The sequence below is a fragment of the Porphyrobacter sp. SLTP genome (assembly GCF_009905735.1).
GTDB lineage: Bacteria > Pseudomonadota > Alphaproteobacteria > Sphingomonadales > Sphingomonadaceae > Erythrobacter.
In genome coordinates this window covers 70,041-93,838 of the sequence record NZ_JAAALE010000002.1, presented here as the reverse complement: position 1 = coordinate 93,838, position 23,798 = coordinate 70,041, and the positions used below count along the sequence as shown (strand labels likewise).

Below are 23,798 nucleotides of genomic sequence, written 5' to 3'. Positions count from 1 at the left end.
GTTCAGGTTGTCGGCAGCGCGCTGAAATCGGTCAGCGCCGCATCGCGCAGTCCGCGCCAGACATTGCGCGCCTGCACGGTCTCGGCCACGTCATGGACGCGCAGCAGGTGGACGCCGGCCTCCGTGCCCTTCACCGCCAAGGCGATGGATCCGGCGAGGCGCTGGTCTGCGGCTTCCTCCACCGACAGCGCACCGATCATCCGCTTGCGGCTCGCCCCCAGCATCAGCGGGCTGCCGAGCGCGTGGAACAGCGGCAGGGCGTTCAGCAAGGCGAGGTTCTCGGCCAGCGATTTGCCGAAGCCGATGCCGGGGTCGAGGATGATGCGATCCTCGGCGATACCGGCGGCAATGGCACGGGCGCGAGCAGCCTTGAGGAAGTCGAAGACGTCGCTCACCACGTCGGCGTAGGTGCCGCCAGCGTGGAGATCCTCGCCCGCTCCGGGTGCGTGCATCAGAATGACAGGGCAAGCAGCGCTGGCGACGACTTCGATGCTGCGTGGGTCGTAGCGGAGGGCCGAAACGTCGTTCGCCATATGCGCGCCTGCCGCAAGCCCGGCGGCGAGCACGCCTGCGCGGCGTGTATCAAGGCTGATCGCGGCGCCCATGCTGGCGCAATATTCGACGGCGGGGACGACCCGGCGAATCTCCTCATCCTCAAATGTGGCCGCAGCGCCGGGACGGGTGCTCTCCCCGCCGATGTCGATGATCGCGGCGCCCGCTTCGAGCATAGCGGCGGCGTGGGCGCGGCCCGCTTCGATGGCGTCGTGTTGGCCGCCGTCGGAGAAGCTATCGGGTGTGACGTTGAGGATGCCCATGATCTGGGGCTGATCAAGCCGGATCGTCCGGCTGCCCAGTTGCAACGGGGGATGAGATTTGGCGAGATTGGCCCATTGCGCCGCCGCATCCTGCGCAAGTGTGCCTGACAGCCGCGCCAGCGCCGCCTCGATGGCCTTGGGCGTGCCGACAATCCGTTCGGACACCGCCCGGCCATCGCGAACCACCAGCGCAAACTCACGCGCATAGGCCATCGACCCGCCAAGCCGCACCGCCTCGCCCTCCACGGCCTGCGGGCCGGGGACGAGCGTCAGGGGATGGAGATAGACTTTATCCGTCATACCAGTTCGTGATTCCCCGCGCAGGCGGGGACCGCCCGCAATCTGGCTCTTTGCCGAACAAGGTCCCCGCCTTCGCGGGGACTCACGCAAAAATCAATCCTCCGCCGCCAGCAGATAGAGCTGCCGCGCGGCATCGATCGGCTGCACATCGCCAGCGGTTTCATAATGCCAGAACGACCAACCGTTGCAGCTCGGCGCGGCTTGCAGGTCCTTGCCCAGCCCGTGGATCGAGCCGGTCTTGCCTTCGCATTCCAGCGAGCCGTCGGTGCGGACGGTCGCGATCCAGCGGCGCTTCTTGTCGAACACTTGGGTGCCGGGCGGGATCAGCCCCGCCTCGACCACCGCGCCGAACGCCACCTTGGGCGCCGAGCGCGCGCTCTGCATCGTGGTGAGCGCGCTTTCATCGAGGGGGAGTTCCTTTTCGATCCGCTTCATCGCGACTTCGCGGTAGAAATCCTCGCGCTCGCAGCCGATCCATTCGCGACCCAGCCGCTTGGCGACCGCGCCGGTGGTGCCGGTGCCGAAAAACGGATCGAGCACCACATCACCCTTCTCGGTCGTCGCCAGCAGCACGCGGTACAGCAGCGCTTCGGGCTTCTGCGTCGGGTGCGCTTTCTTGCCATTTTCCTTCAGCCGCTCGCCGCCCGCACAAATCGGCATCACCCAGTCAGAGCGCATCTGAAGCTCGTCATTCAAGGTCTTCATCGCGCGATAATTGAAGTGGTAGCGCGCCTTCTCGCCCATGCTCGCCCAGATCAGCGTTTCATGCGCGTTGGTGAACCGGGTGCCGCGGAAATTGGGCATCGGGTTGGTCTTGCGCCAGACGATGTCATTGAGGATCCAGAACCCCAGATCCTGGAGGATGCTGCCGACGCGGAAGATGTTGTGATAGCTGCCGATCACCCACAGCCCGCCATCGGGCTTGAGCACGCGGCGCGCCTCGGTCAGCCATTCGCGGGTGAACTTGTCATACACCGCCATGCTGGCGAACTGGTCCCAGTGGTCGGTCACCGCATCGACATGGCTGCCATCGGGGCGGTTGAGATCGCCCCCCAGCTGGAGATTATAGGGCGGATCGGCAAAGACGAGATCGACGCTGTTGGTGGGGAGCGAGCGCATCGCGGCGATGCAATCGCCCGGCAGGATACGCCCCAGCGGCAAATCGAGTGCGCGCGCGGTTTCCGACGTTTTTACAACGCTTTTCGCCCGCAATTTCACTTTTTCTATCACACTCACCGGTCTTGCCCCGCTTCTTATGCTGTCGACTTATCCACAGGCATGAGTCTTTGAAGAGTCCGCGTCAAGCGGCTAATTTTGTGGCTGTTATGGTTGACAGGGGGTTTAGCTCCCACCGGTTGCGCGGAACGAAGCGAGACCGGCACAAGATGTTGAGTCCCGCGGCTGCGACGGGACTCCAGATGCAGGGGTGTGGCGGGGAGGACTCACAACGAAAGCCATCGTTGCTGAGAAGATTTTGCTTGCCCCTGCCTTCGGTCCCACCACTATCCTCACCGTCGCCCCGTGCTCGACACGGGGCTTGGCTTCTTCGGTCCACATGCGAAGCTTTGAGCCGGCAGACGCCGCACCTGCTGCAAGAATAGTCAAGCCCCGTGTCAAACATGGGGCGACGAAATTCAGGAATGCAGAATCAAATCAGCACCAGCTGCGCCACCGGTGCGAAGCTGCGGCGATGCAGCGGGGTCGCGCCATGCACGCGCAGCGCTTCCATATGTTCCGCCGTGCCGTAACCCTTGTTGCGCTCCCACCCGTAGTGCGGGTGGGCGGCGGCGGCTTCCAGCATCATCCGGTCGCGCCATTCCTTGGCGATGATCGAGGCGGCGGAGATGCAAGGTTCGATCCCGTCGCCGCCGACAATCGCGCGGGCGGGCCAGCACCAGTCGGGACAGCGGCCGTGGGGCGTCATATTGCCATCGATCAGCACGTCGCCCGGTTCCGCCCCAAGCGCCGCGGTGAGGCTGCCAACCGCACGCGTCATCGCCAGCATGGTCGCCATGAAGATGTTGACCCGGTCGATCTCGTCGGGCTCGACCACCGCCACCGCCCAGCCGCAGCTACCCCGGATCGCCGTGTCGAGCACCGCGCGGCGCTTTGCCGAAAGGCGCTTGGAATCATCGAGCCCCGCAGGTATCGCCTCCCCCAGAACCACCGCCGCGGCCACCACCGGCCCGGCCAGCGGTCCGCGGCCAGCCTCGTCAACCCCAATGACGATCGCCTTGCCTGCGTGCCTGAAACCCGGAGTGACCCCTAGCATGATCCGTTCTGCCCGTTTGTTCGCTGCTCTTTCCGTCTCCACACTGGCGCTGGCAAGCTGCGCGAATGCCGAAAGTGGGGAAACCGCCCCGCCCGCCGCGGCTTCGGCCATGCCGTTTGCGGTGACGGAGGTCGCGACCTTCGAAGAACCCTGGGCGATTGCCTTTGCACCCGGCACCGCGACGCTGTTCGTGACCGAGAAGGCCGGAACCCTGAAGTTCATCGACACCGCGAGCGGCCAGATCGGCACGGTCAGCGGGGTTCCGAACGTCGATTACGGCGGTCAGGGCGGGTTGGGCGATGTCGCCTTCCTGCCCGCCGAGGCTTCGGAAAGCCTGGGCAAGCGCACGATCTATCTGAGCTGGGCCGAAGCGGGCGAAGCTGACACCCGCGGCGCTGTGGTCGGCAAGGGAACGCTGGTTTGCTCCGCCGCAACCACGTGCGCCATCGAGGGCCTTTCCGTGATCTGGCGGCAGACACCCAAGGTCACCGGCCGGGGGCATTATTCGCACCGGCTGGCGGTGTCGCCCGATGGCAAATATCTGTTTGTCGCCAGCGGCGAACGCCAGAAGATGCAGCCCGCGCAGGATACCAGCGTCACACTGGGCAAGATCGTGCGCCTCAACCTTGATGGCACGCCTGCGGCTGGCAATCCGATGGCTGACAAGGGCGGCGTGACGGCGGAAATCTGGTCCTATGGCCACCGCAACATCCTTGGCATGGACTGGGATGCGCAGGGCCGGTTGTGGGAAGTCGAGCATGGCCCGGCGGGCGGTGACGAGCTGAACCTGGTGAAGCCTGCCGCCAATTATGGCTGGCCGATCCGCTCCAACGGCGAACATTACAACGGCGACCCGATCCCCGATCACGCCGCCGATGACGGCTTCGCCCAGCCCGCGACCAGCTGGAACCCGGTGATCGCGCCGGGTGATATGCTGATCTACACCGGCGACATGTTCGCCGCCTGGAAGGGCCATGCGCTCATGGCAGGCCTCGCCTCGCAAGCCATCGTCGATGTCGCGATCGAGGGCGAAGCTGCCCGCGAAGTCACCCGCCACGAATTCGACGCGCGCCTGCGCTCGATCGCGCAGGGGCCGGACGGCGCGCTGTGGGTGGCGCAGGATGGCAAGGGCGCCAAGCTGCTGAAGCTCACCGCGCGCTGATGGCTGCGACCACTGCCACGCTGATCCCGCTTGAGGCGGTCGACCCGGCCATGATCGAGGAGGTGCTGGACCGCGCCTTCGGGCCGGACCGCCATGCGCGCACCGCTTACCGCATCCGTGAGGGGATGGCATGGCTGCCCGGCCTCAGCCTCGCCGCGCTGGACGAAAATGACATGCTGGTCGCCACGATCCAGTGCTGGCCGATTGGGTTGCAGACCAAGCAGGGTCAGGTGCCCCTGGTGATGGTCGGCCCGGTAGCCGTGGTGCCCGAACGGCAGGGCGAAGGCTTTGGCGTGGGCCTGATGAGCGCCATGATCGCCGAGGATGCGCGGCTGGCGGCCTCGGGAGGCCGTGCGCTTCCGCAAGTGCTGATCGGGGATGCAGAATACTACGGGCGCTGGGGCTTTTCCGCCGCGCTGACGGGTGGTTGGCGCTGCCCCGGTCCCTATGAACAGCACCGCTTGCTGGCGCGCGGCCACGGCCTTGCCGCCATGCCGGCCGAGGGAATGCTGGGGCCTTGGGAGGGGTAACGTCTCATCTCGTCATTGCGAGGAGCGTCAGCGACGAAGCAATCCATGGACTTGGCCGTTCACGCTGCACAACATTCATTGGTTGGGCCATGGATTGCCGCGCTCCTTACAGTCGCTCGCAATGACGAATTGAGGTTCACCTTCAGCCCTCCATCTGCCATCCCCCTGAAACCATGCCCTACGAACCGCCCCCCTACCTCGCCAGCCTGACGCTGGCCGAAATCGCCGCGCTGGTTGCGGATCGCAAGCTGCCGCCGGTTGAAGGCTGGGCGCCGAAGGTCATCGGCGAAAGCCACATGGTGATCGCCGCCGATGGCACGTGGTTCCATGAAGGCGGCGTGATCCGGCGCGAGGCGATGGTGCGGGCCTTTGCGGGCCTGCTGACCCGGGATGCGGAGGGGCACCACTGGCTCGTCACCCCGTTCGAGAAGCTCGCCATCGAAGTCGAGGATGCCGCCTTCATCGCCACCGATTGCGTGCGGGCGGACGGCGCGCTGGCGTTCCGGCTGAACACCGATGACATCGTGATTGCCGGGCCGGACCATCCCTTGCGCGCGGCAGGCACGGCGGAGGAGCCCGCGCTCTATCTCCACGTCCGGCGCGGGTGCGAGGCGCGGCTCAACCGGTCCACCTGGGCGCAGCTTGCGGAGATCGCACTGGCCGAAGGGGCGCAGGACAATGGCTGGCAGGTCACCAGCCATGGCGCGACGTTCTCCTTGCTGCCATGAGCCTGTACGAGCCGCTCGCTCAGGCCTTTGCGGCAGGCCATGCGCGCGAGGTCCCCGATCTGTTGAGCGATGCGCATTTCGCCCGCGATGGCCGCGCGACGCCCGCTGCGGTGCTGATCGCAATCACCGATGTGCCGCATGATCCGCAGGTGATCCTCACCCAGCGCCCCCGCGCGATGCGCGACCATCCGGGGCAGGTCGCCTTTCCGGGCGGCAAGATCGATCCGGGCGAGGACGCTATCACCGCCGCCCTGCGCGAGGCCGAGGAGGAGCTGGCGTTGCCGCGCGAAGCGGTGCGGGTGATCGGCACCAGCGACATCTATCACACCGGCACCGGCTTTCTGGTGACGCCGGTGGTGGGGCTGGTGCCGCACGGCCTCCCCCTCATCCCCAGCCCGACCGAGGTCGAAGCGTGGTTTGAAGCGCCGCTTGCCACGCTGCTCGACCCCGCCAGCTGGACCACCAACGAGGTGTTCTGGCGCGGGGCGAACCGGCGCTATCTCGAACTGGAATGGCAGGGTTTCCGCATCTGGGGCGTCACCGCGGCGATCATCGCCAACCTGTCGCGGCGGATCACGCTGGAGGCTTTGCGCGATGCTGCGTGACCTTGCCGAGGCCGACTGGACCCGCCGCGCGGGGCTGGCCGCGCTGACCGCAGCGCTGGGGGCCGAGAATATCCGCTGGGTTGGCGGCGCGGTACGCGACGGCTTGCTCGGCGTGCCCGTCCACGATGTCGATTGCGCCACGACGCTGCTGCCCGAAGAGGTGATCGCCGCCTGCAAGCGCGCGGGGCTGCGCACCGTGCCGACCGGGATCGACCACGGGACAGTAACCGTGATCCTCAAGGACGGCCCGGTCGAAGTCACGACCCTGCGCCGCGATGTCGCCACCGATGGGCGGCGGGCCACTATCGCCTTCGCGCAGGACTGGCCCGAAGATGCCGCGCGGCGCGATTTCACCATCAATGCGCTCTACGCCCACCCCGAAACGCTCAAGATCGACGACTGGTTCGGCGGCCTCGACGATCTGCGCGAGGGCCGCGTGCGCTTTATCGGCGATGCGCGCCAACGCATCGCGGAGGATCACCTGCGCATCCTGCGCTACTACCGCTTCCAGACCCGCTTCGGCGCCGCGCTGGACGAGACGGCCGAGGATGCCTGCGCTGAACTTGCCCACACGCTGAAGGGCCTGAGCCGGGAACGGATCGCGGCGGAATTGCTCAACTTGCTTGCCTTGCCCGATCCGCACCCCACCATCGCCCGGATGCGTCAACGTGGCGTGCTCGGCGTGATCCTGCCCGAGGCCTGCCCACCCCAGGTCGCTCTGCTGGCCAAGGTGATCGCTGCCGAAGCGGCGCAAGGTATCGCCGCCGATCCGGTGCGGCGATTGGCCGCGCTACTGCCGCCCTCCCCCGAGATCGCCGAGACCGTTGCTGCCCGCCTGCGTCTCTCCAAAGCCCAGCGCACCCGGCTGGTCAGCGCCGCCGAGCGCGGGGCGAGCGATGGAGCCGACCCGCAGGCGCTCGCCTATCGCCTGAGCCTGCCGCTGGCGATCGACCGACTGCTGCTGACGGGCCACGACGCCCGCGTGCTCGATGGCTGGACGGTGCCAGTCTTCCCGCTCAAAGGCGGCGCCATCGTCGCCCGCGGGATCACCGCCGGGCCCGAGGTCGCAAAGCTGCTCCAGAAAATCGAAGCCCGCTGGGTAGCCGAGGGCTTTCCCTCGAACGACCGGGTGAACCAGATGCTCGCCGAGGAATTGGGAACGAGCGCCTTCAAGTTCGACTAGTCGAACCGGCCCGACTTCGGGAAGCCCTGCGGCGGCATCCGCCCCGCCGCGCCGCGCGCGACCTTCCACATGCGGATTTCGGTCTCGGTGCGCGTGCGTTCGCCCGATCCGCCCATCTGCCAGCTGAGGCCATCGGCCAGCACAAAGGTGATCGCGTCCGACATTCCGCCGTCGCGATACCGCTGCAATTGCACCCCCTGCCCGCGCGTCATCACGGGGAGTTCTTCCAGATTGAACACCACCAGCTTGCGGTTGTCGCCCACGCAGGCGACGTGGTCGTGGTTGTCAGCAATCTGGCGGATCACTTGCAGCTTCGCGCCATCCTTCAGGTTTACCACCTGCCGGCCTTTTCGGGTCTCGGCCAAGAGCTCGTTCATTTCCGCGACAAAGCCCTTGCCGTGGCTGGAGGCGAGCAGCAGCCGCCCGCCCGGACGGTGCACCATCATCGCGCTGACATTGGCGTCGCTTTCCAGATCGACCATCGTGCGCACCGGCTCACCAAAGCCGCGCGCGCCGGGCAGCTTGTCGCAGCCAAGCGTGTAGAACCGCCCGTCTGACGCGGCCAGCAGCAGCTTGTCGGTGGTCTGCGCGTGGAGGATGAAGGCGAGCGCATCGCCCTCCTTGTATTTGAACTCCTGATCCAGCGGCACATGGCCGCTCGCCGCGCGGATCCAGCCCTTCTGGCTGAGGATCACAGTGACGGGCGCCTTCTCGATCATCGCGTCCATGCTGAACACCGCGGTCGGCGCGGCCTCGGCAATCAGCGTGCGGCGCGCGCCGAGCGGCGTGTCCTCGGCATAGGTCTTGCGCAGGGCGCGCAGATCGCGCTTCAGCCGGGTGCGCTGCTTGGCCGGGCTTTCCAGCAGGGCCTGCAATTCGGCCTCTTCCGCCAGCAGCGCGTCCTGCTCCTTGCGCAGCTGCATTTCCTCCAGCTTGCGCAAGGACCGCAGCCGCATGTTGAGGATCGCTTCGGCCTGCACATCGGTCAGATCGAACTCGGCGATCAGCACCGGCTTGGGCTCGTCCTCCGCGCGGATGATCGCGATCACCCGGTCAAGGTTGAGGTAGGCGATGATATAGCCGCGCACCAGTTCCAGCCGCTTGGCAATCTGCGCGAGCCGGTGGCGCGAACGGCGCTGGAGAATGTCGATTTGCGCGAAGGTCCAGCTTTCCAGCAGTTCCTTCAGCCCCATCACCATCGGCGTGCGGCCAAAGCCGGGGCGTTCGTCGAGCACGTTCAGGTTGAGGCTGAACCGCGTTTCGAGGTCGGTCAGCTTGTAGAGGCTTTCCTTCAGCAGCTCGGGATCGACATTGCGGCTCTTGGGCACGATCACAATGCGGATCGCTTCGTCGCTTTCATCGCGCACGTCTTCGAGGATCGGCAGCTTGCGATCGGCGATGGCGGCGGCGATCTGCTCGATCAGCTTACCTTTGGGCACCTGATACGGGATTTCCGAGATAACCAGCTGCCACTGCCCGCCGCCGAGCCGTTCGATCCCGGCGGCGATGTCGTCAGGCTCCTTGGCCTCGGGCGCGTGGAAGCGGCCGCGCAGGCGGAAGGACCCTCGCCCGGTGCGATAGGCTTCAGTGATGGCGGCGGCGCTGTCGACCACCTGCCCGCCGGTGGCGAAATCCGGGCCGTGGAACAGCTCCATCAGCCGGTCATGGGTGACAGACGGGTTGTCGATCAGCTCCAGGGTCGCGTCGATGATCTCCGCGACATTGTGGCTAGGGATGCTCGTCGCCATGCCGACCGCGATCCCACTCGAGCCATTGGCGAGCAGGTTGGGGAACAAGCCGGGGAAGATAACCGGCTCTTCCTCCTCGTTGTTATAGGTCGGGATGAAGTCGACCGTGCCTTCGTCCAGCCCCGACATCAGCTCCATCGCGGTGCGCGTCAGGCGGCATTCGGTGTAGCGGTCCGCCGCGGCGTTATCGCCGTCGATATTGCCGAAGTTCCCCTGCCCCTCGATCAGCGGATAGCGCAGCATGAACGGCTGCGCGAGGCGCACCAGCGCGTCATAGAGCGCGAGGTTCCCGTGCGGGTGGTACTTGCCCATCACATCGCCGACCACGCGGGCGCATTTCTTGAAGGCGCTGTCGGGCGTCACGCGCAGCTGGCGCATGCCCCACAGCAGGCGGCGGTGGACCGGCTTCAGCCCGTCGCGCAGATCGGGCAGCGAACGCGCGGTGATCGTCGACAGCGCATAGACCAGATAGCGCTCGGACAGGGCGGCATCGAAGGGGGCATCGACGATGGCGTCGAAGCCGTCATCGGCTGGCTCGGTGGTGACGGGATCGGACATGGCCATCCGTCTAGCAACCTGCGGGCTGTGCCGGGAGAGGGGTTTCCACAGGGTTGAAAATCGCCGGATCGTGGCACGCGCGGCAGAATGTGGCGAAATTGCGGTTTAATTATGGCAAAAATAAGGCATCATTGCGGCGAGGCTGACGCGGGCGTCGCGAGTCGCGCCCCGCCGCTCCGCCTCACGAGGAGAGAGAAACATGCGTAAGCCCTTGATTCTTTCTGCCACCGCCACACTGGCCCTTGCTGCTTGCAGCCGCGCCGATAACGACACCGCCGCCAGCGAAGCCGCCGATGTTGCCGTGAATGAGGCCATCGTGGCCGAGCCTGCTCCCGCCAACGCCGCACAGACCAGCACCGCCCTGCCAAAGCTCGACTCCATCCCGGTCAACCTGCCGCAATTGGCCTATGTCTATGATTTCCGCTGGCGCATGGCGGCAGAGGCAATCGGCGGGCTCCAGCGCCGCCATGCGACCCTGTGCGAACAGCAGGGTCCCGCCGTCTGCCAGATCCTCGGCATGACCAAGATCGGCGAGCTTGAAGGCGAGGTTGCGGGCCAGCTCGAAATGGCGGTTGCCACGCGGCAGGCCCGGGCGTTCGGTGCACTGCTGGAGGATGAGGCGCTGGATGCCGGAGCCGAGCAGGTGGCCGCCGAAATCGCCTCGGAAGAACTCTCCAAGCAACTGGTCGACACCGAAGCGCGGCTGGAAGCCCGCAAGCAATTGCGCGACCGGCTGCAACAGGTCTTGCGCACCCGCAAGGGCTCGGTGGAAGAACTGATTGAGGCCGAACGCAGTGTCGCCGCGGTGAACGAGGAGATCGATCAGGCGCGCAGCTGGCTCAAGGAGATGGAGGGCCGCGTCGCTTACAGCCGCGTTACGGTGCATTACGAGACCGGCACCCCGGCAGCGCGTGACTTCCTCGGGCCCGTCAGCGGCGCGCTGGGATCGCTGGGGACGATCTTTGGCTGGATCGTCGCATTGCTGATTCTTGCCGGAGCGGTGGCACTGCCCGCAGGCGGGGTGTGGTGGGCGAACCGGGCGATCCGCCGCCGCCTCGCCGCCCCTGCACCCGGCCCGCAATAGGCGCGCAATAACGGCCCACCGCGCGCTGCTCCCGCTTGGCCTTGCCCGGCGGAACATGGCGGCGCGCGGGGGGCTAGTCCCGTGGTCATCAACCACAGGAGACCACAATGCAGCGCGTCCTCATCATCGCTACCGACGGTTTCGAACAATCCGAACTGATGGAGCCCAAGCGCCTGCTCGAAGCGGCCGGGGCGGAAGTCACCGTCGGCAGCCTGCGACCCGGCGAAATCCGCGGCTGGGATCAGGAAAACTGGGGAGAGAGCGTCGCCGTCGACCTCCTGGTCGGGAATGTCTCGGCCGAGGATTACGACGCGCTCCTGCTTCCCGGCGGGCAGATCAACCCTGACGTCCTGCGCACCCAGCGCGCGGTGATCGAACTGATCCGCGAATTCGACGCAGCGGGCAAGCCGATCGCGGCAATCTGCCACGCGCCGTGGCTGCTGGCTGAAGCCGACCTGATCGAGGGGCGCACCGTCACCAGCTGGCCTTCGATCCGCACCGATCTTGCCAATGCGGGCGCCGCCGTGGTGGACGAAGCGGTGGTGGTCGACGGTAATCTCATTACCAGCCGCAAGCCGGACGACATCCCCGCCTTCACCGAAGCGCTGATGGCCGCGCTCAACATGGAAGCGGCCGAGGCCTAGATTACATCCGGCGCGCGTCGCTGCTCTCTGACGGCACGCTGACGGTCAAGCCATCCATCTCGTCCGTCAGCTCGATCTGGCAGGACAGGCGGGAGGTGCGGCGCGCGCCAGCCGCGAAATCGAGCATGTCTTCCTCCTCCTCGGACGCGGGGAGGAGGCGGTCAAACCACTCGGCGGCGACGATCACGTGGCAGGTCGAGCAGGCCATCTGCCCCTCGCAGGTACCTTCCAGTGGCAAGCCCGCCGCCTGGCCTGCGCGCAGCAGATTTTCTCCCGGTTCGGCCGTCACCGCCACCGGACGCCCGCGCGGGTCAACGAAGGTGATGGTGATGCTCACAAGCCCTGCTCCCTGACGGCGGCGTTGATGATCGCGGCGGCGTCTGCAATATCCTGAAGACTTGTATAGCGTCCAAATCCGAGGCGAATAGAGGACTTTGCCGCGCGGTCACTGAGCCCGATGGCCTTGAGCACATGGCTCGGCCGCCCCGATCCGCTGGCGCAGGCGCTCCCGGCGGAGAACATCACGTTGCGGCAATCGCTCATCAGCCGGGCGACGTCCAGGCCTTCGCGGCGGATGTTGAGATTGCCGTGCCAGCGATCCACCGCGCTGCCGTTCAAGTCCCAGTCCGCAAACGCCTCCCGCGCCGTGTTCCACAAATGTTCCACGTGAAACATTTGCTCGCTCAACCCTTCTTCCGCCACCTGTGCCGCCGCGCCGAAGCCGGCACACAGGGCGGGTGAGAGGGTGCCGGAACGCAAGCCCCCTTCCTGCCCACCACCCAGCAACAAGGGGGCAACGACTGCGCCACCACCCAACCACAAGGCGCCGATGCCCTTGGGCCCATGGCACTTGTGAGCGGAGATCGCGATGAAATCCGCCGCGACCTCGACCGGCACCCGGCCATAGGCCTGCACCGCATCGACCAGCACCCTGGCCCCGACCTGGCGGGCGATCTCGACCACGGCGCTGAGCGGATTGCGCACCCCGATCTCGTTATTGATTGCCATGACCACGACAAGACCCGTCGATGACGTGACATGATCGGCCAATGCGCCGACATCTGCGCGGCCATCGGGCAGCACCGGCAGCACAGTGAAGCGCCGCCCCTGCGCTTCGACGGCGGGACGGCAATCAAGCACGGCGGCGTGTTCGGTCGCGAAGGTGATGACATCGCCGGGGGTGCCGAGGATCACGGTGTTGATCGCCTCGGTCGCGCCGGAGGTGAAGATCAGCTTGCCGCCTGCCGGGAGCAGCGCCGCAACCCGCTCGCGCGCGGTTTCGACGGCGGCGGCGGCCATGCGGCCCATACGGTGGGGGGAATGGGGATTGCCGAAAGTGTCGCTCTCCGGCCCGCCCAGCCACCTGAGCATGGCCTCCCGCGCTTCGGTGGCAAGCGGGGTGGTGGCCTGGTAGTCGAGGTAGATCATGGGTTCACGCTCACACCCTCGTCATTGCGAGGAGCGGAGCGACGCGGCAATCCATGGCCTGCCGTCGCGTCCGGGCGAAAGGTCTGATCATGGATTGCTGCGCTACGCTCGCAATGACGAATCAGCATAGCGCAGCCCAGGCCTCGGCAAACCGCTCCAGTTCCTCGGGCGTGGTGTTCCACCCCAAACTCACCCGGATCGTCCGCGCCGCGACATCATCGGGCACGCCAAAGGCATCGAGCACCCGGCTTTTCTTGAGCGTCCCCGATGAACAGGCGCTCCCGGCGGAGACGGCAAAGCCTTGTCCGTCGAGGCGGATGAGCAGGGCCTGGGCACTCATGGTGGGATGCGCAACGGCGATGATGTTATCTGCCTGAGCCCCTGGAGCGATAATCTGGCCGGACAGCCCTAGCGCAGTGGCAAATGCCATGTGGTCGGCCCGCTGACTCGACCAGCTTTCCATTCCGCCTGCTTCCAGCGCTGCTGCCATGCCGATGGCGCCGGGCAGGTTCTCGGTTCCCTGCCGATAGCCGCGTTCGTGCCCACCACTCGGCTCTAGCAGGTTGAAATCCCGCACGAGCAGCGCCCCAATCCCAATCGGCCCTCCGAACTTGTGGGCGCTGACCACGATCATATCGGCGTCCGGCAATGGCAGCTTGCCCGCACTTTGCGATGCATCGGTCAGCAGGACGCTCCTCGTATTGCGGATCATCGCAGCCAGAGTGCCGCCCTTGTAAGGCTGCATGATCGTCCCCGTTTCCGAGTTGACGTGCTGCAAAGCTACCAGCGCCCCTGAGCAGTCAGGCAGCTCATCGGGATCGAACGTTCCGTCGAAAGGCTGCACCACCTCCGCATCGGGCGCCGCGCGGAACACCGCGTCATGCTCCACCGCACTGACAATCCGCCGCTTCACCTTCGCCCGGTTGAGCGCGATCCACAGGGCCTCACTCGCCCCGCTGGTGTAGATCAGCTCGCCATCCCACCCCAGCGCGCGCTTGATCCGCTCGCGCGCATCTTCGAGCGCGGCGCGGGCTTTGCGGCCCTCGGCGTGGGGGGACGAGGGGTTGGCCCACAGCCGGAAGCCCTCCTCCATCGCCGCGCGCGCTTCGGGGCGCAGCGGCGAGGTGGCGGCATGATCGAGATAGACCCGGTCGGGGATAGCGGAAGTCCTCACAAAAAATTGCGATTTGCGCGAGTGTGCCTATATAGGCACCGCAATTTACAGCGCCACCCGGCGCGGCTCCTCGATCACAAGGTTTACCGATGCCCTCAGTCATCTTCCCCGGCCCGGAAGGCCGTCTCGAAGGCCGTTTCTCGCCCCCGCCGCGCCCGCGTGCGCCGGTGGCGATGATCCTGCACCCGCACCCTGAAGGCGGCGGCACGATGAACGACCGGATCGTGCAGCGGCTCTACAAGACCTTTGCCGACCGCGGCTTTGCCACCCTGCGCTTCAACTTCCGCGGCGTGGGACGTTCGCAGGGGAGCTTCGATTCCGGCATCGGCGAACTTTCCGATGCGGCGAGCGCGCTCGATTGGGTCCAGTCGATCCATCCCGAAGCGCAGAGCACCTGGATCGCGGGCTACAGCTTCGGCGCGCTGATCGGGATGCAATTGCTGATGCGCCGCCCGGAAGTGCGCGGTTTCATCTCGGTCGCGCCGCCCGCCAACATGTATGATTTCAGCTTCCTCGCCCCCTGCCCCGCCAGCGGCATCTTCGTGCAGGGCGCAGCCGATACGGTGGTGCAGCCCAATGCGGTGCAGAAGCTGGTCGACAAGCTGCGCACCCAGAAGCACATCACGATCCACCACGAGGAAATCCCCCGCGCCAACCACTTCTTCGAGAACGAGCTTGAGGAATTGATGAAGTCGGTGGACAATTATCTGGACTTCCGGCTCTCGCCCGATTGCCCGATTAAGTGACGGTTTTCGTTAGCGAGCGAAAGCGAGCTTAGGAAAACCGTCATCCCCGCGCAGGCGGGGATCCAGCTCGTCACTCTAGACCATTGAAGTCCGCTAGACCCCCGCCTGCGCGGGGGTGACGGGCTGCGTGACTGTTGAACACGGTCCTCGGCGCCGTTCGTTCCCGCGGGTCGAGCCCGGGACGGGGGCATCGTTGGCCGTATTCCTGTCCGCCAGATGAACGGCTTGATCGCAGGCGCAGCAGAGCGATTGTTTTCCCTCACCTTTCTCTACCAATTCAGTTGCAAAAATTACAGTCCTGAAAAACAACGCGAAAGTTCTTCGTCCCTAGTAAAAAGCATAGTACCTTCGATCCCGAGCGGGGCCGGAGGGTTTTGCTCACAGCGTTGGTGTCATTCGCACTCCGGCCACTGCTCCCACGTAGATGGAGAGAGGAGCCCCCTTGCGATGAACTATGCTTCTGCCAATCGCCGTCCCAACCCCGCTGCCCTTGTCGGCGCGCTTGGCATTCCCGGTGCCTTCGGCGCACTGCTGGTGGTGGGCCTTGCGGTGACGGTGGCGACCAAGCCTGCCGGACCCCGGATCAAAGGCGAGATTATCACCGAAACCATCCTGCCCCCGCCGCCGCCCACACCCGACAAGCCGCAGCCGGATCAGAAAACCACGTCCACCACCACCACGCCCATCCCGGACGCGCCGCGGCCTGCCGAACTGCCAACCGACATCAACCTTGGCGAGACGGTATTCAACTTTCCCGTCACCGGCACCCCTGCGGGAACCGGCACCGGGATGGGCGAGATCGGGTTCCCCATCCCCGGCCCGAGCGCATCGCCCTTCGATCCGGTCGGCGCGCGCCCGCGCGGCAATCCGGGCAAGTGGGTGACGAACAACGACTACCGCTCGCGCTGGATCATGGAGGAGCTTTCGGGCACAGCGCGCTTCACCCTCGCGATCGACGCCAGCGGGAAGGTGACCGGCTGCACCGTCACCCGCTCGACCGGCCATGCCCCGCTCGATGCGGCGACCTGCGACCTCGTGACCAAGCGCGCCCGGTTCGAAGCCGCGCGGGACGGCAATGGCAAGCCGGTAGCGGGCAGCTACAGCGGCACGATCACCTGGCGAATCCCCGAGTAAGCCGACGAGGCCCGCCGGGGAGGGTTTGCCCTAGCCTTCTCCGGCGGCCTTCAATTGCGTGATCGGGGCCTCGCCCCCCTCGGTCGGGATGGTCCAGATCAGCACGTTGATCACCGCGATCACGGCGAGCAGCACCATCAGCGCCGGGTTTTTCACCTCGCCCGTCCGCCGCCACAGGACGAAGGCCCCGGCCACCAGCGCAAGCGCCGCCAGCATCACGATCGAAAGCACAATATCGGTCATGCCCCGCTCCTAACCCGCCTTCGCGGCCCGGTGCAATTGACTTGGGGTGCCTGCCCCGCCAAACCTTTCGGCATGAGAGAGAGATTTACCCAATTCACCCGCCGCCGGACGCTTGCTGCGCTGGGCGGTGTTTCCACCCTGGCTTTGCTCCCCGCCGCCGCACGCGCGGCGAGCGATGCACCGCCCGCCGGCGGCCCGATTGCCGGGCTCGACCCCGATGCCGCGCTCGACCGGATCGCTTACCGGATGCTCGCGCATGAACCGGGCCGCGCGACCGGCGCGGGCGTCGACACCGGCGAATATGCCGCGTGGCGATCGACCTTCGGCACGCCGGGCGAAGTCGGACGGCAGGCCTATGCCGCCAGCCTGAAAGAGATGGTCGCCGAGGTCCGCGCCTACCCCAAGGATGGGCTGACCAGCGACCAGCAGATCGGCTTCGAAGTGGTCGAAACCGCCTTCTCCCGCGCCATCGAAGGCATGGCCAAGCCCTACGGCGATGTCGCGGTCGGCAGCTGGCGCAATGCGCCTTACGTGGTGATCCAGAATGTCGGCGGCTATATTGACATGCCGCGCTTCTTCTCCTCGACCCAGCCGCTCGCGACCGCCGATGATGTCGGCCCCTATCTCGACCGGCTGATCGAAGTCCCCGCGATCCTCGATGGTGAGCGTGAGCGGATCACCGCCGCCCGCGCGATGGGCGTGGTGCCGCCAGCCTTCCTGCTCGACAAGGCCATCGCCCAGATGGAAGCGAGCATCGCAGGCGCGACCGAGGCCTATGCCGGGCCGCTCGAAGGCTCCGAATTGGCGGAGGCCAAGTCTGCCGCCGCACAGGCCGCCCGCATTGCCAAGCGCGGGATCGTCCCCGCGCTCGAACGCCAGCTCGCCGAACTTAAGACCCAGCGCGCGTCCGCCAAGGATTCCGCCGGGATCTGGGCGCAGCCGATGGGCGAGGAATATTACGCCTGGTCGCTGGGCGCATCGACCACCACCAATCTCAAGCCCGACGAAATCCACCGTCAGGGCCTCGCCGAGCTCGACGAACTCCACGGCAAGATGGACCCGATCCTCAAGAAGATCGGCTACTCCAAGGGCAGCGTTGGCGAACGGATGCGGGCGCTGGCCGATGATCCGCGCTACCAGTTTGCCGAGGGCGATCCGGGCCGCAAGGAGATCTTCGCCTTCATCGAAGAGCGCCTCACCTGGATCAAATCGCAGATGCCGCGCGCCTTCACGCAGGTCGTCAATCCGCGCATGGAAGTGGTGCGTCTGCCGCTGTCAGAAGAGCCCGGCGCGCCCGGCGCTTACGGCGGGGCGGGCAGCAAGGATGGCAGCATTCCGGGGCGGTTCTGGATCAACCTCAGAACCACGGATCTGCACCGCCGCTATGACCTCGCGGACCTCACCTTCCACGAGGCGATCCCCGGCCACGTGTGGGAGGGCGAGTTCTCCAACCGCCTCCCGCTGATCCGCTCAATCCTCGCCTTCAACGCCTTCAGCGAAGGCTGGGCGCTCTATGCCGAGCAGCTCGCGGACGAACTCGGCGCTTACAAGGGCTTTGAAGTCGGGCGGCTGGGCTTCCTCCAGTCCCTCGCCTTCCGCGCCTGCCGCCTGGTGGTCGACACCGGGCTGCACTCCAAGCAGTGGACCCGCGAACAGGGCCGCGCCTTCTTTGTCGAACGCAACGGCTCCAAGGTCGAGGAAGTCGCCTCCGAGGTCGACCGCTATTGCAGCTGGCCGGGACAGGCCTGCGGCTACAAGATCGGCCACAGCCAGATCCTGCGCCAACGCGAACGCGCCAAGGCGGAACTGGGCGGCAAGTACGACATGCGCGAATTCAATACCGCCTTGGTGCTGGGCGGCAACGCCCCGCTTTCGGTGATGGCGAACACAGTCAGCCGCTACATCTCGGGGGCCAAGGGGTAAGCCGAAGGACGAATTGCAATCCCCCACCCCTGACCCCATGTTGCAACGCGCGCATGGCAGGTAGGCAGATGGGCAGGAGGGCCGCATGGAAACCTTAGGACAAGACCTTGAAACCATGCGCCGGGTGCCGCTGGCGCCCGCGCATGTCGATGCCATCTGCGCGATCGGGGGCGAGGTGTTCTACCCCGCCGGTGCGATCGTCATGGACATTGGTGAGCCGATGGACCGGTTCATCTATGTCCTCGAAGGCGATATCGAGGTGGTCGATCCCTATACGGGCGAACGGATGCTGCCGTCCTCGCTCGGGCCGACGCAATTTCTGGGCGAGATCGGGTTCCTCAACCGCGGCACCAACATCATGCGGATGCGCGCCTCGGTCGACACCCGCGTGATCGAAGCGCCACGCGAAGCGATGCTCGAACTGATGAGCCGGGTGCCGGAACTGTCCGACCATCTCATCACCGTGTTCGCCGCGCGGCGGCGCAAGCAGTTCGAGGCGCGCAATGACACGATCAAGGTGATCGGCGCGGACCGCGATCCGAAGGTGCAGGCGGTCGAGCGCTTCCTGTCGCGCAACCGCATTCCGTTCCAGAGCTATGATATGGACGCGACCGACCGTGAAACCGCGTCGGTGTGCAGCCTGATCGGGCACACGCCAGGGGTCATCGTCGGCGCGGACACGCGGCTGGACGACCCCACCCCGCGCAAGGTCGCGCAATATCTCGGCATGGACCTCGGCATCTGTGCCGAACGGACCTACGAGCTGCTGATCGTCGGCGGCGGCCCGGCAGGCGTCGCGGCGGCGGTCTATGCGGGCTCTGAGGGGATCCCGGCGCTGGTGGTGGAGGATACCGCTGTCGGCGGGCAGGCTGGCACGTCGAGCCGGATCGAGAATTACATGGGCTTTCCCACCGGCATCAGCGGCACCGATCTCACCTGGCGCGGCCAGGTGCAGGCGATGAAGTTCGGCACGCGCTTCGTGATGCCGCGCCGGGTCGAAGCCCTGTCGCGGCGCGCGGACGGCGCCTTCTGCGCGACGCTGGACGATGGTGACGAGCTGTGCGCCCGCGCAGTGCTGGTGGCGACCGGGGTGCAATATCGCCGCTTGCCGCTCGACAATCTGGAGGAACTGGAAGGCGCGGGCATCTTCTATTCGGCAACCGAGATGGAAGCGCGCTTCTGCGGCAAGACCGAAGCGGTGGTGATCGGCGGCGGCAATTCGGCGGGGCAAGCCGCGATGTTCCTCAGCCGCGCGGCGAGCCATGTGCATCTGGTGGTGCGATCGGGCAGTCTGGCGGCGTCCATGTCGAGCTACCTCTCGCAGCGTTTGGAGGCCGATCCGCGCATCACGATCCACTATCACAGCGCCGTGACCGCGCTGCATGGCGAGAGCTGGCTCGAAGCCATCACCCTGCGCACCAAGGACACCGAGCAGCGGATCGCCACCCGCGCGCTGTTCATCATGATCGGCGCTGCGCCCAACACGGGCTGGCTGTCCGGCATGGCCGAAACCGACGACAAGGGCTTCGTGCTGACGGGCGCTGCGGCTGGGCAGGCGGACGACTACGCCACCACTGCCCCGGGCATCTTCGCGGTCGGCGATGTGCGCGCCAACTCGGTCAAGCGCGTGGCGAGCGCTGTGGGCGAAGGGTCGGTCGTGGTCAGCCGCATCTGGCAATATCTGGAGGATACGCGGGCGGCTGGCGGCTGACCCAGCCGATCCATTCGTCGCAAGCCTCTGGCCAGATGCAGAAATCCGGGTAATCTCACGCCACTTGCAGTGCCGTCGCTGGCGCTGCGAACACGGGGGGCTTTGCCATGATGACCGCGTTTTTCCGCATTCTTGCCGCCACGCTTGCCTTGCTGGTGAGCCTGCCCGCGCGGGCGGAATGGTATGAGGCGTCGAGCGACCACTTCGTCATCTATGCTGATGACAAAGAAGCCGACATCCGGAAATTCGCCGAGAACCTTGAGCGCTATCACAGCGCGATGGCATTTCTCACCGGCCAGAAAATCGAAAAGCCCAGCCCGTCGAACCGGGTGACGATCTTCGTGGTGGGCGACCAGCGTGACATGCGTGAGTTGAGCGGTAGCCGCAGCGTCGGTGGCTTCTACATCCCGCGCGCAGGCGGCAGCCGGGCGTTCGTACAGGAAATCCGCAACCAGAAGGGCTATCCGCATTTCTCAACCATCGTGATGCTGCACGAATATGCGCACCACTTCCTGATTTCCTCCTCGCGCTTTCCGATGCCGCGGTGGTGGAACGAGGGTGCGGCGGAATTCTTTGCGGCGGCGACCTTCAACCTTGATGGCAGCCTGCTGATCGGCCGGGCGGCGCAGCATCGCGGGGGCGAGCTGGTCTTTGCCGATCCTGTCCACGTCCGCGAGTTGCTCGACCCGGAACTGTATGAAAAGCAGAAAGGCAAACGTTTCGACGCATTCTACGGCAAGAGCTGGCTGCTGTATCACTACCTGACCTTCTCCAAGGAACGGGTTGGACAGATGGGACAATACCAGCGCAACCTGTTCAATGGTATGGCACCGCTCCCCGCTGGCGAAGCAGCGTTCGGCGATCTTGATGTGCTGGAGCGTGAATTGGCAGCCTATCTGCGCGGCGGCCGTTTCATGACATTTGTCCTGCCACCCGAAAAGCTGAGCGTCGGCAACCCCGTTGTCTTGCGCAAGTTGCCCCCCGGAGAGGCCGCCATCATGCCGCTGGTGATCCGGTCGCAGCGCGGTGTGGATGCCGAGGAGGCGGCTAAGCTCCTGCCCGACGTGCGCGCCATCGCTGCGAAGTATCCCGATGATGCGGGCGTTCTGGCCGCGTTGGCCGAAGCGGAATACGACGCGGGCAACAATGCTGAAGCCATCGCTGCGGCCGACCGCGCCATTGCGGCCGATCCTTCGCGCACCAATGCCTATGTCCAGAAAGGCTATGCGCTATTCCGGTTGGCAGGCGACGCTGATGACAGGGCAGCCGCCTATGAGGCGGCAATGAAGCCGTTCGAGGCGCTGAACGCGATCGAGAATGATCACCCGCTGCCGCTGATCTATTACTACCGCAGTTTCGCCGAACGCGGCGCAACACCGCCTGAAAGCGCCCGCGCGGCGCTGGAACACGCCTCGCGGCTGGCGCCCTTCGATCAGGGCTTGCAGCTCAACACCGGGATGATGCTGATCAAAGAGGGCAAGCTGGAGATCGCGCGTGACCTGCTTTCCCCCGTTGCGGCCAATCCGCATGGTGGCGGAGCGGCGGGGCGGGCCAAGCAGATACTCGCCTTGCTCGACAAGGTACCGCCCGGCGGCGCGATCACGATTGAAGATTTGGCGGACGAAGATGATACGCCTGCCGAGCCGGAGGCGGGGGAATAAGCCCCCGCTTCGGCTCGGTCCTTAGCTCTTGCCGCCCAGCAGGCCCTTCGCCATGTCCATGATGTCGTCGATGGGGTTGCCGTCGCCATCACGGTCGAGGATCGAGGCGAAGTTGCTCAGCGAACCTTCGCCGCCGATAGCGTCGACGATCTGATTGAGAATGTCCGGGCTGAGGCCGGTCTTTTCCGCCGCCAGCGTCACCGTGTCGCCATCAAGCTGATGGGTCTTGCCCAGCGCCGCGATCGCCTGTCCGGCCATCGCCGGATCGATCCCGATCTTGGCCGCGAGGTTCACCACATCGTCCGGCGCGCCGCCGATGTTCTTCAGAATGCCGTCGAGAATGCTCATGTCGTTTTCCTCCGAGTCGCTCTTGTGGCGACTGTGGGCCAACTGCGCGGCGATTCAATGAAAAAGCCCCGCTCCGATCTTACGCCGGGCGGGGCTTCTCCCTCTCCAACAGGAAATGCGGCTCAGGCGGCGACGGGCGCCGGGGCGGCTTGCAGCACGCCTTCATCGACATGGGCTTCGAACTGCGCGAAGTTGTCGATGAACAGCTGCACCAGCTTCTTAGCGGTCGCGTCATACTCAGCCGCATCAGCCCAGGTGCTGCGCGGGTCGAGGATGGTCTGATCGATCCCGGCTGCGGCCAGTACGGGCACGTGCACCGGCACGTCGAAGCCGAAATTGGGGTCCTTGCGGAACTCGACATTGTCCATGTCGCCATCGAGCACGGCGTTCAGCAGCGCGCGGGTGGCCTTGATCGGCATCCGCGAGCCAGTGCCGTACTTGCCGCCGGTCCAGCCGGTGTTGACCAGCCAGCATTCGACCTTGCCATTCGGTCCGCCCTTGGCGATCCGCTCTTTCAGCAGATTGCCATAGACGCTCGGGTGACGCGGCATGAAGGCAGCGCCGAAGCAGGTCGAGAAGGTCGCTTCCGGCTCGGTCACGCCGATTTCGGTACCGGCCACCTTGGCGGTGTAGCCGCTGAGGAAATAGTACATCGCCTGATCCGCGGTCAGCCGCGCAATCGGAGGCAGCACTCCGAAGGCATCGGCGGTCAGCATGATCACGTTTGACGGGGCTGGGCCGAGGTTCTTCTCGCTCGTGTTCGGGATGAACTCGATCGGGTAAGCGCCGCGCGTGTTCTCGGTCTTTGACGAATCCGTGAAGTCGAGCTCGCGCGTGTCCTCGTCCATCGCCACGTTCTCGAGGATCGTGCCGAACATCTGCGTCGTGGCGTAGATCTCCGGCTCGCCCTCGGCCGAGAGGTTGATCATCTTGGCGTAGCAGCCACCTTCGAAGTTGAAGACCGCCGTGTCCGACCAGCCATGCTCGTCATCGCCGATCAGCGTGCGGCTGGCATCGGCGCTGAGGGTGGTCTTGCCGGTGCCGGACAGGCCGAAGAAAATCGCGCTCTTGCCGTCCGTGCCGATATTGGCCGAGCAGTGCATCGGCATCACGCCCTGCGCGGGCAGGAGGTAGTTGAGCAGGCCGAACACGCCCTTCTTCATCTCGCCCGAATATTCGGTGTTGCCGATCAGGATCAGCTTCTCAGTAAAGCTCACCGCGATCACGGTATCACTGCGGCAGCCGTGGCGTTCCGGGTCGGCCTTGAAGCTGGGCAGGTTGATGATGGTGTATTCGGGGTCGAAGCTTGCCACTTCTTCCGCCGAGGGACGGACCAGCAGCGTGCGCACGAACAGGCTGTGCCATGCCATCTGGGTGATGACGCGCACGTTGACGCGATATTCCGGCTGCGAGCCACCGAACAGATCGGCGACGTAGAGTTCGTCCGAGCCTTCGAGCTCCTTGAGGAAATCGGCCTTCAGCGCGGCGAAGTGTTCCGGGCTCATCGGCTGGTTGATCGGGCCCCAGTTGATCGTGTCCTGCGTGGTGTCATCGCGGACAATATACTTGTCCTTGACGCTGCGGCCGGTGAACTTGCCGGTCTCCACCAGCAACGCGCCATGCTTGGTCAGCTTGCCCTCACCCTTGGCCAGCGCGTGCTCGACCAGAGCGGCGGTGCCGAGGTTGGCATGAAGCGTGGCCCCGGTGTGGAGATTCTGGGCGGCCAACGGGGTTGCGAGCGAGGTCAACATACGTCTCCTGGGCAGGACAGCAGCAAGGTCGTGTTCGGCAGGTGACGGAC

General features: G+C 65.7%; 22 protein-coding genes. 12 read left to right on the top strand and 10 right to left on the bottom strand.

Features of this window, described 5'->3' with window-relative positions; all coding sequences use genetic code 11:
* Positions 1-2: 2 nt before the first annotated feature.
* The 3 genes from folP to rnhB form a co-directional block, all read right to left on the bottom strand.
* On the bottom strand, positions 3-1,115 hold the full coding sequence (gene folP / locus GVM20_RS01765; RefSeq protein ID WP_166545592.1) for a dihydropteroate synthase: 1,113 nt from the start codon (positions 1,113-1,115) through the stop codon (positions 3-5).
* Between the two features lie 93 nt (positions 1,116-1,208).
* The gene (locus GVM20_RS01760; protein WP_166545591.1) at positions 1,209-2,351 is read right to left on the bottom strand and encodes a site-specific DNA-methyltransferase; all 1,143 of its coding nucleotides are present in this window, start codon (positions 2,349-2,351) and stop codon (positions 1,209-1,211) included.
* Between the two features lie 412 nt (positions 2,352-2,763).
* Positions 2,764-3,387 carry a ribonuclease HII gene (rnhB, locus tag GVM20_RS01755; RefSeq protein ID WP_166545590.1) on the bottom strand — a complete coding sequence of 208 codons (624 nt, stop codon included), beginning with the start codon at positions 3,385-3,387 and terminating at the stop codon, positions 2,764-2,766.
* Between rnhB and GVM20_RS01750 the strand changes: the two genes are divergently transcribed.
* From GVM20_RS01750 to GVM20_RS01730, 5 genes are all read left to right on the top strand, one after another.
* Entirely contained in the window at positions 3,386-4,549 is a 1,164-nt protein-coding gene (locus GVM20_RS01750; protein ID WP_166545589.1) for a PQQ-dependent sugar dehydrogenase, read from the top strand. The genes rnhB and GVM20_RS01750 overlap by 2 nt on opposite strands.
* Positions 4,549-5,079 carry a GNAT family N-acetyltransferase gene (locus tag GVM20_RS01745; protein WP_166545588.1) on the top strand — a complete coding sequence of 177 codons (531 nt, stop codon included), beginning with the start codon at positions 4,549-4,551 and terminating at the stop codon, positions 5,077-5,079. Before GVM20_RS01750 ends, GVM20_RS01745 begins: the two co-directional genes overlap by 1 nt.
* Before the next feature lie 173 nt (positions 5,080-5,252).
* Entirely contained in the window at positions 5,253-5,807 is a 555-nt protein-coding gene (locus tag GVM20_RS01740) for a DUF1285 domain-containing protein (RefSeq protein ID WP_166545587.1), read from the top strand.
* Positions 5,804-6,412, top strand: coding sequence for a CoA pyrophosphatase (locus tag GVM20_RS01735; RefSeq protein WP_166545586.1), 609 nt, complete (start codon positions 5,804-5,806; stop codon positions 6,410-6,412). The genes GVM20_RS01740 and GVM20_RS01735 overlap by 4 nt, the downstream gene beginning before the upstream one ends.
* Positions 6,402-7,595, top strand: coding sequence for a CCA tRNA nucleotidyltransferase (locus GVM20_RS01730; RefSeq protein WP_166545585.1), 1,194 nt, complete (start codon positions 6,402-6,404; stop codon positions 7,593-7,595). Before GVM20_RS01735 ends, GVM20_RS01730 begins: the two co-directional genes overlap by 11 nt.
* Here GVM20_RS01730 and parC read toward each other — a convergent pair.
* Positions 7,592-9,907, bottom strand: coding sequence for a DNA topoisomerase IV subunit A (gene parC / locus GVM20_RS01725; protein ID WP_502706182.1), 2,316 nt, complete (start codon positions 9,905-9,907; stop codon positions 7,592-7,594). The two genes, GVM20_RS01730 and parC, sit on opposite strands and share 4 nt — an antisense overlap.
* Positions 9,908-10,100: 193 nt before the next feature.
* On the opposite strand from parC, the gene GVM20_RS01720 reads away from it, so the two are divergent.
* Positions 10,101-10,985, top strand: a complete 885-nt coding sequence (locus tag GVM20_RS01720) for a DUF4349 domain-containing protein (RefSeq protein WP_166545583.1) — start codon at positions 10,101-10,103, stop codon at positions 10,983-10,985.
* Positions 10,986-11,092: 107 nt separating this feature from the next.
* Positions 11,093-11,629, top strand: a complete 537-nt coding sequence (locus GVM20_RS01715) for a type 1 glutamine amidotransferase domain-containing protein (protein ID WP_166545582.1) — start codon at positions 11,093-11,095, stop codon at positions 11,627-11,629.
* A gap of 1 nt (position 11,630) precedes the next feature.
* Here the strand turns inward: GVM20_RS01715 and GVM20_RS01710 are convergent, their stop codons facing one another.
* From GVM20_RS01710 to GVM20_RS01700, 3 genes are all read right to left on the bottom strand, one after another.
* Positions 11,631-11,966 carry a 2Fe-2S iron-sulfur cluster-binding protein gene (locus GVM20_RS01710; RefSeq protein ID WP_166545581.1) on the bottom strand — a complete coding sequence of 112 codons (336 nt, stop codon included), beginning with the start codon at positions 11,964-11,966 and terminating at the stop codon, positions 11,631-11,633.
* Positions 11,963-13,057, bottom strand: coding sequence for a cysteine desulfurase family protein (locus GVM20_RS01705; RefSeq protein ID WP_166545580.1), 1,095 nt, complete (start codon positions 13,055-13,057; stop codon positions 11,963-11,965). Before GVM20_RS01705 ends, GVM20_RS01710 begins: the two co-directional genes overlap by 4 nt.
* 121 nt (positions 13,058-13,178) lie before the next feature.
* Positions 13,179-14,150: an aminotransferase class V-fold PLP-dependent enzyme gene (locus tag GVM20_RS01700; protein ID WP_234031812.1), complete on the bottom strand. Its 972-nt coding sequence runs from the start codon at positions 14,148-14,150 to the stop codon at positions 13,179-13,181.
* 170 nt (positions 14,151-14,320) lie between these two features.
* Here GVM20_RS01700 and GVM20_RS01695 point away from each other — a divergent pair, with 170 nt between their 5' ends.
* Together GVM20_RS01695 and GVM20_RS01690 are read left to right on the top strand one after the other, a co-directional pair.
* Positions 14,321-14,977 carry an alpha/beta hydrolase gene (locus GVM20_RS01695; RefSeq protein ID WP_160760491.1) on the top strand — a complete coding sequence of 219 codons (657 nt, stop codon included), beginning with the start codon at positions 14,321-14,323 and terminating at the stop codon, positions 14,975-14,977.
* 447 nt (positions 14,978-15,424) lie between these two features.
* A complete protein-coding gene (locus GVM20_RS01690; RefSeq protein ID WP_166545579.1) occupies positions 15,425-16,111 on the top strand; it encodes a TonB family protein in 687 nt (228 codons plus the stop codon).
* Positions 16,112-16,141: 30 nt separating this feature from the next.
* Here GVM20_RS01690 and GVM20_RS01685 read toward each other — a convergent pair whose 3' ends face one another.
* On the bottom strand, positions 16,142-16,354 hold the full coding sequence (locus GVM20_RS01685) for a hypothetical protein (RefSeq protein WP_166545578.1): 213 nt from the start codon (positions 16,352-16,354) through the stop codon (positions 16,142-16,144).
* Positions 16,355-16,426: 72 nt separating this feature from the next.
* On the opposite strand from GVM20_RS01685, the gene GVM20_RS01680 reads away from it, so the two are divergent.
* The 3 genes from GVM20_RS01680 to GVM20_RS01670 all read left to right on the top strand — a co-directional run bounded on the left by GVM20_RS01680 (position 16,427) and on the right by GVM20_RS01670 (position 21,649).
* Complete coding sequence (locus GVM20_RS01680) at positions 16,427-18,277, top strand: DUF885 domain-containing protein (RefSeq protein WP_166545577.1); 1,851 nt, start codon at positions 16,427-16,429, stop codon at positions 18,275-18,277.
* Between the two features lie 85 nt (positions 18,278-18,362).
* Positions 18,363-19,988, top strand: coding sequence for an FAD-dependent oxidoreductase (locus tag GVM20_RS01675; protein WP_166545576.1), 1,626 nt, complete (start codon positions 18,363-18,365; stop codon positions 19,986-19,988).
* A gap of 107 nt (positions 19,989-20,095) precedes the next feature.
* Positions 20,096-21,649: a hypothetical protein gene (locus GVM20_RS01670; protein ID WP_166545575.1), complete on the top strand. Its 1,554-nt coding sequence runs from the start codon at positions 20,096-20,098 to the stop codon at positions 21,647-21,649.
* Positions 21,650-21,670: 21 nt separating this feature from the next.
* Here GVM20_RS01670 and GVM20_RS01665 read toward each other — a convergent pair whose 3' ends face one another.
* Positions 21,671-21,997: a hypothetical protein gene (locus GVM20_RS01665; protein WP_166545574.1), complete on the bottom strand. Its 327-nt coding sequence runs from the start codon at positions 21,995-21,997 to the stop codon at positions 21,671-21,673.
* Positions 21,998-22,119: 122 nt separating this feature from the next.
* Positions 22,120-23,748 carry a phosphoenolpyruvate carboxykinase gene (locus GVM20_RS01660; protein WP_166545573.1) on the bottom strand — a complete coding sequence of 543 codons (1,629 nt, stop codon included), beginning with the start codon at positions 23,746-23,748 and terminating at the stop codon, positions 22,120-22,122.
* Positions 23,749-23,798 lie beyond the last annotated feature (50 nt).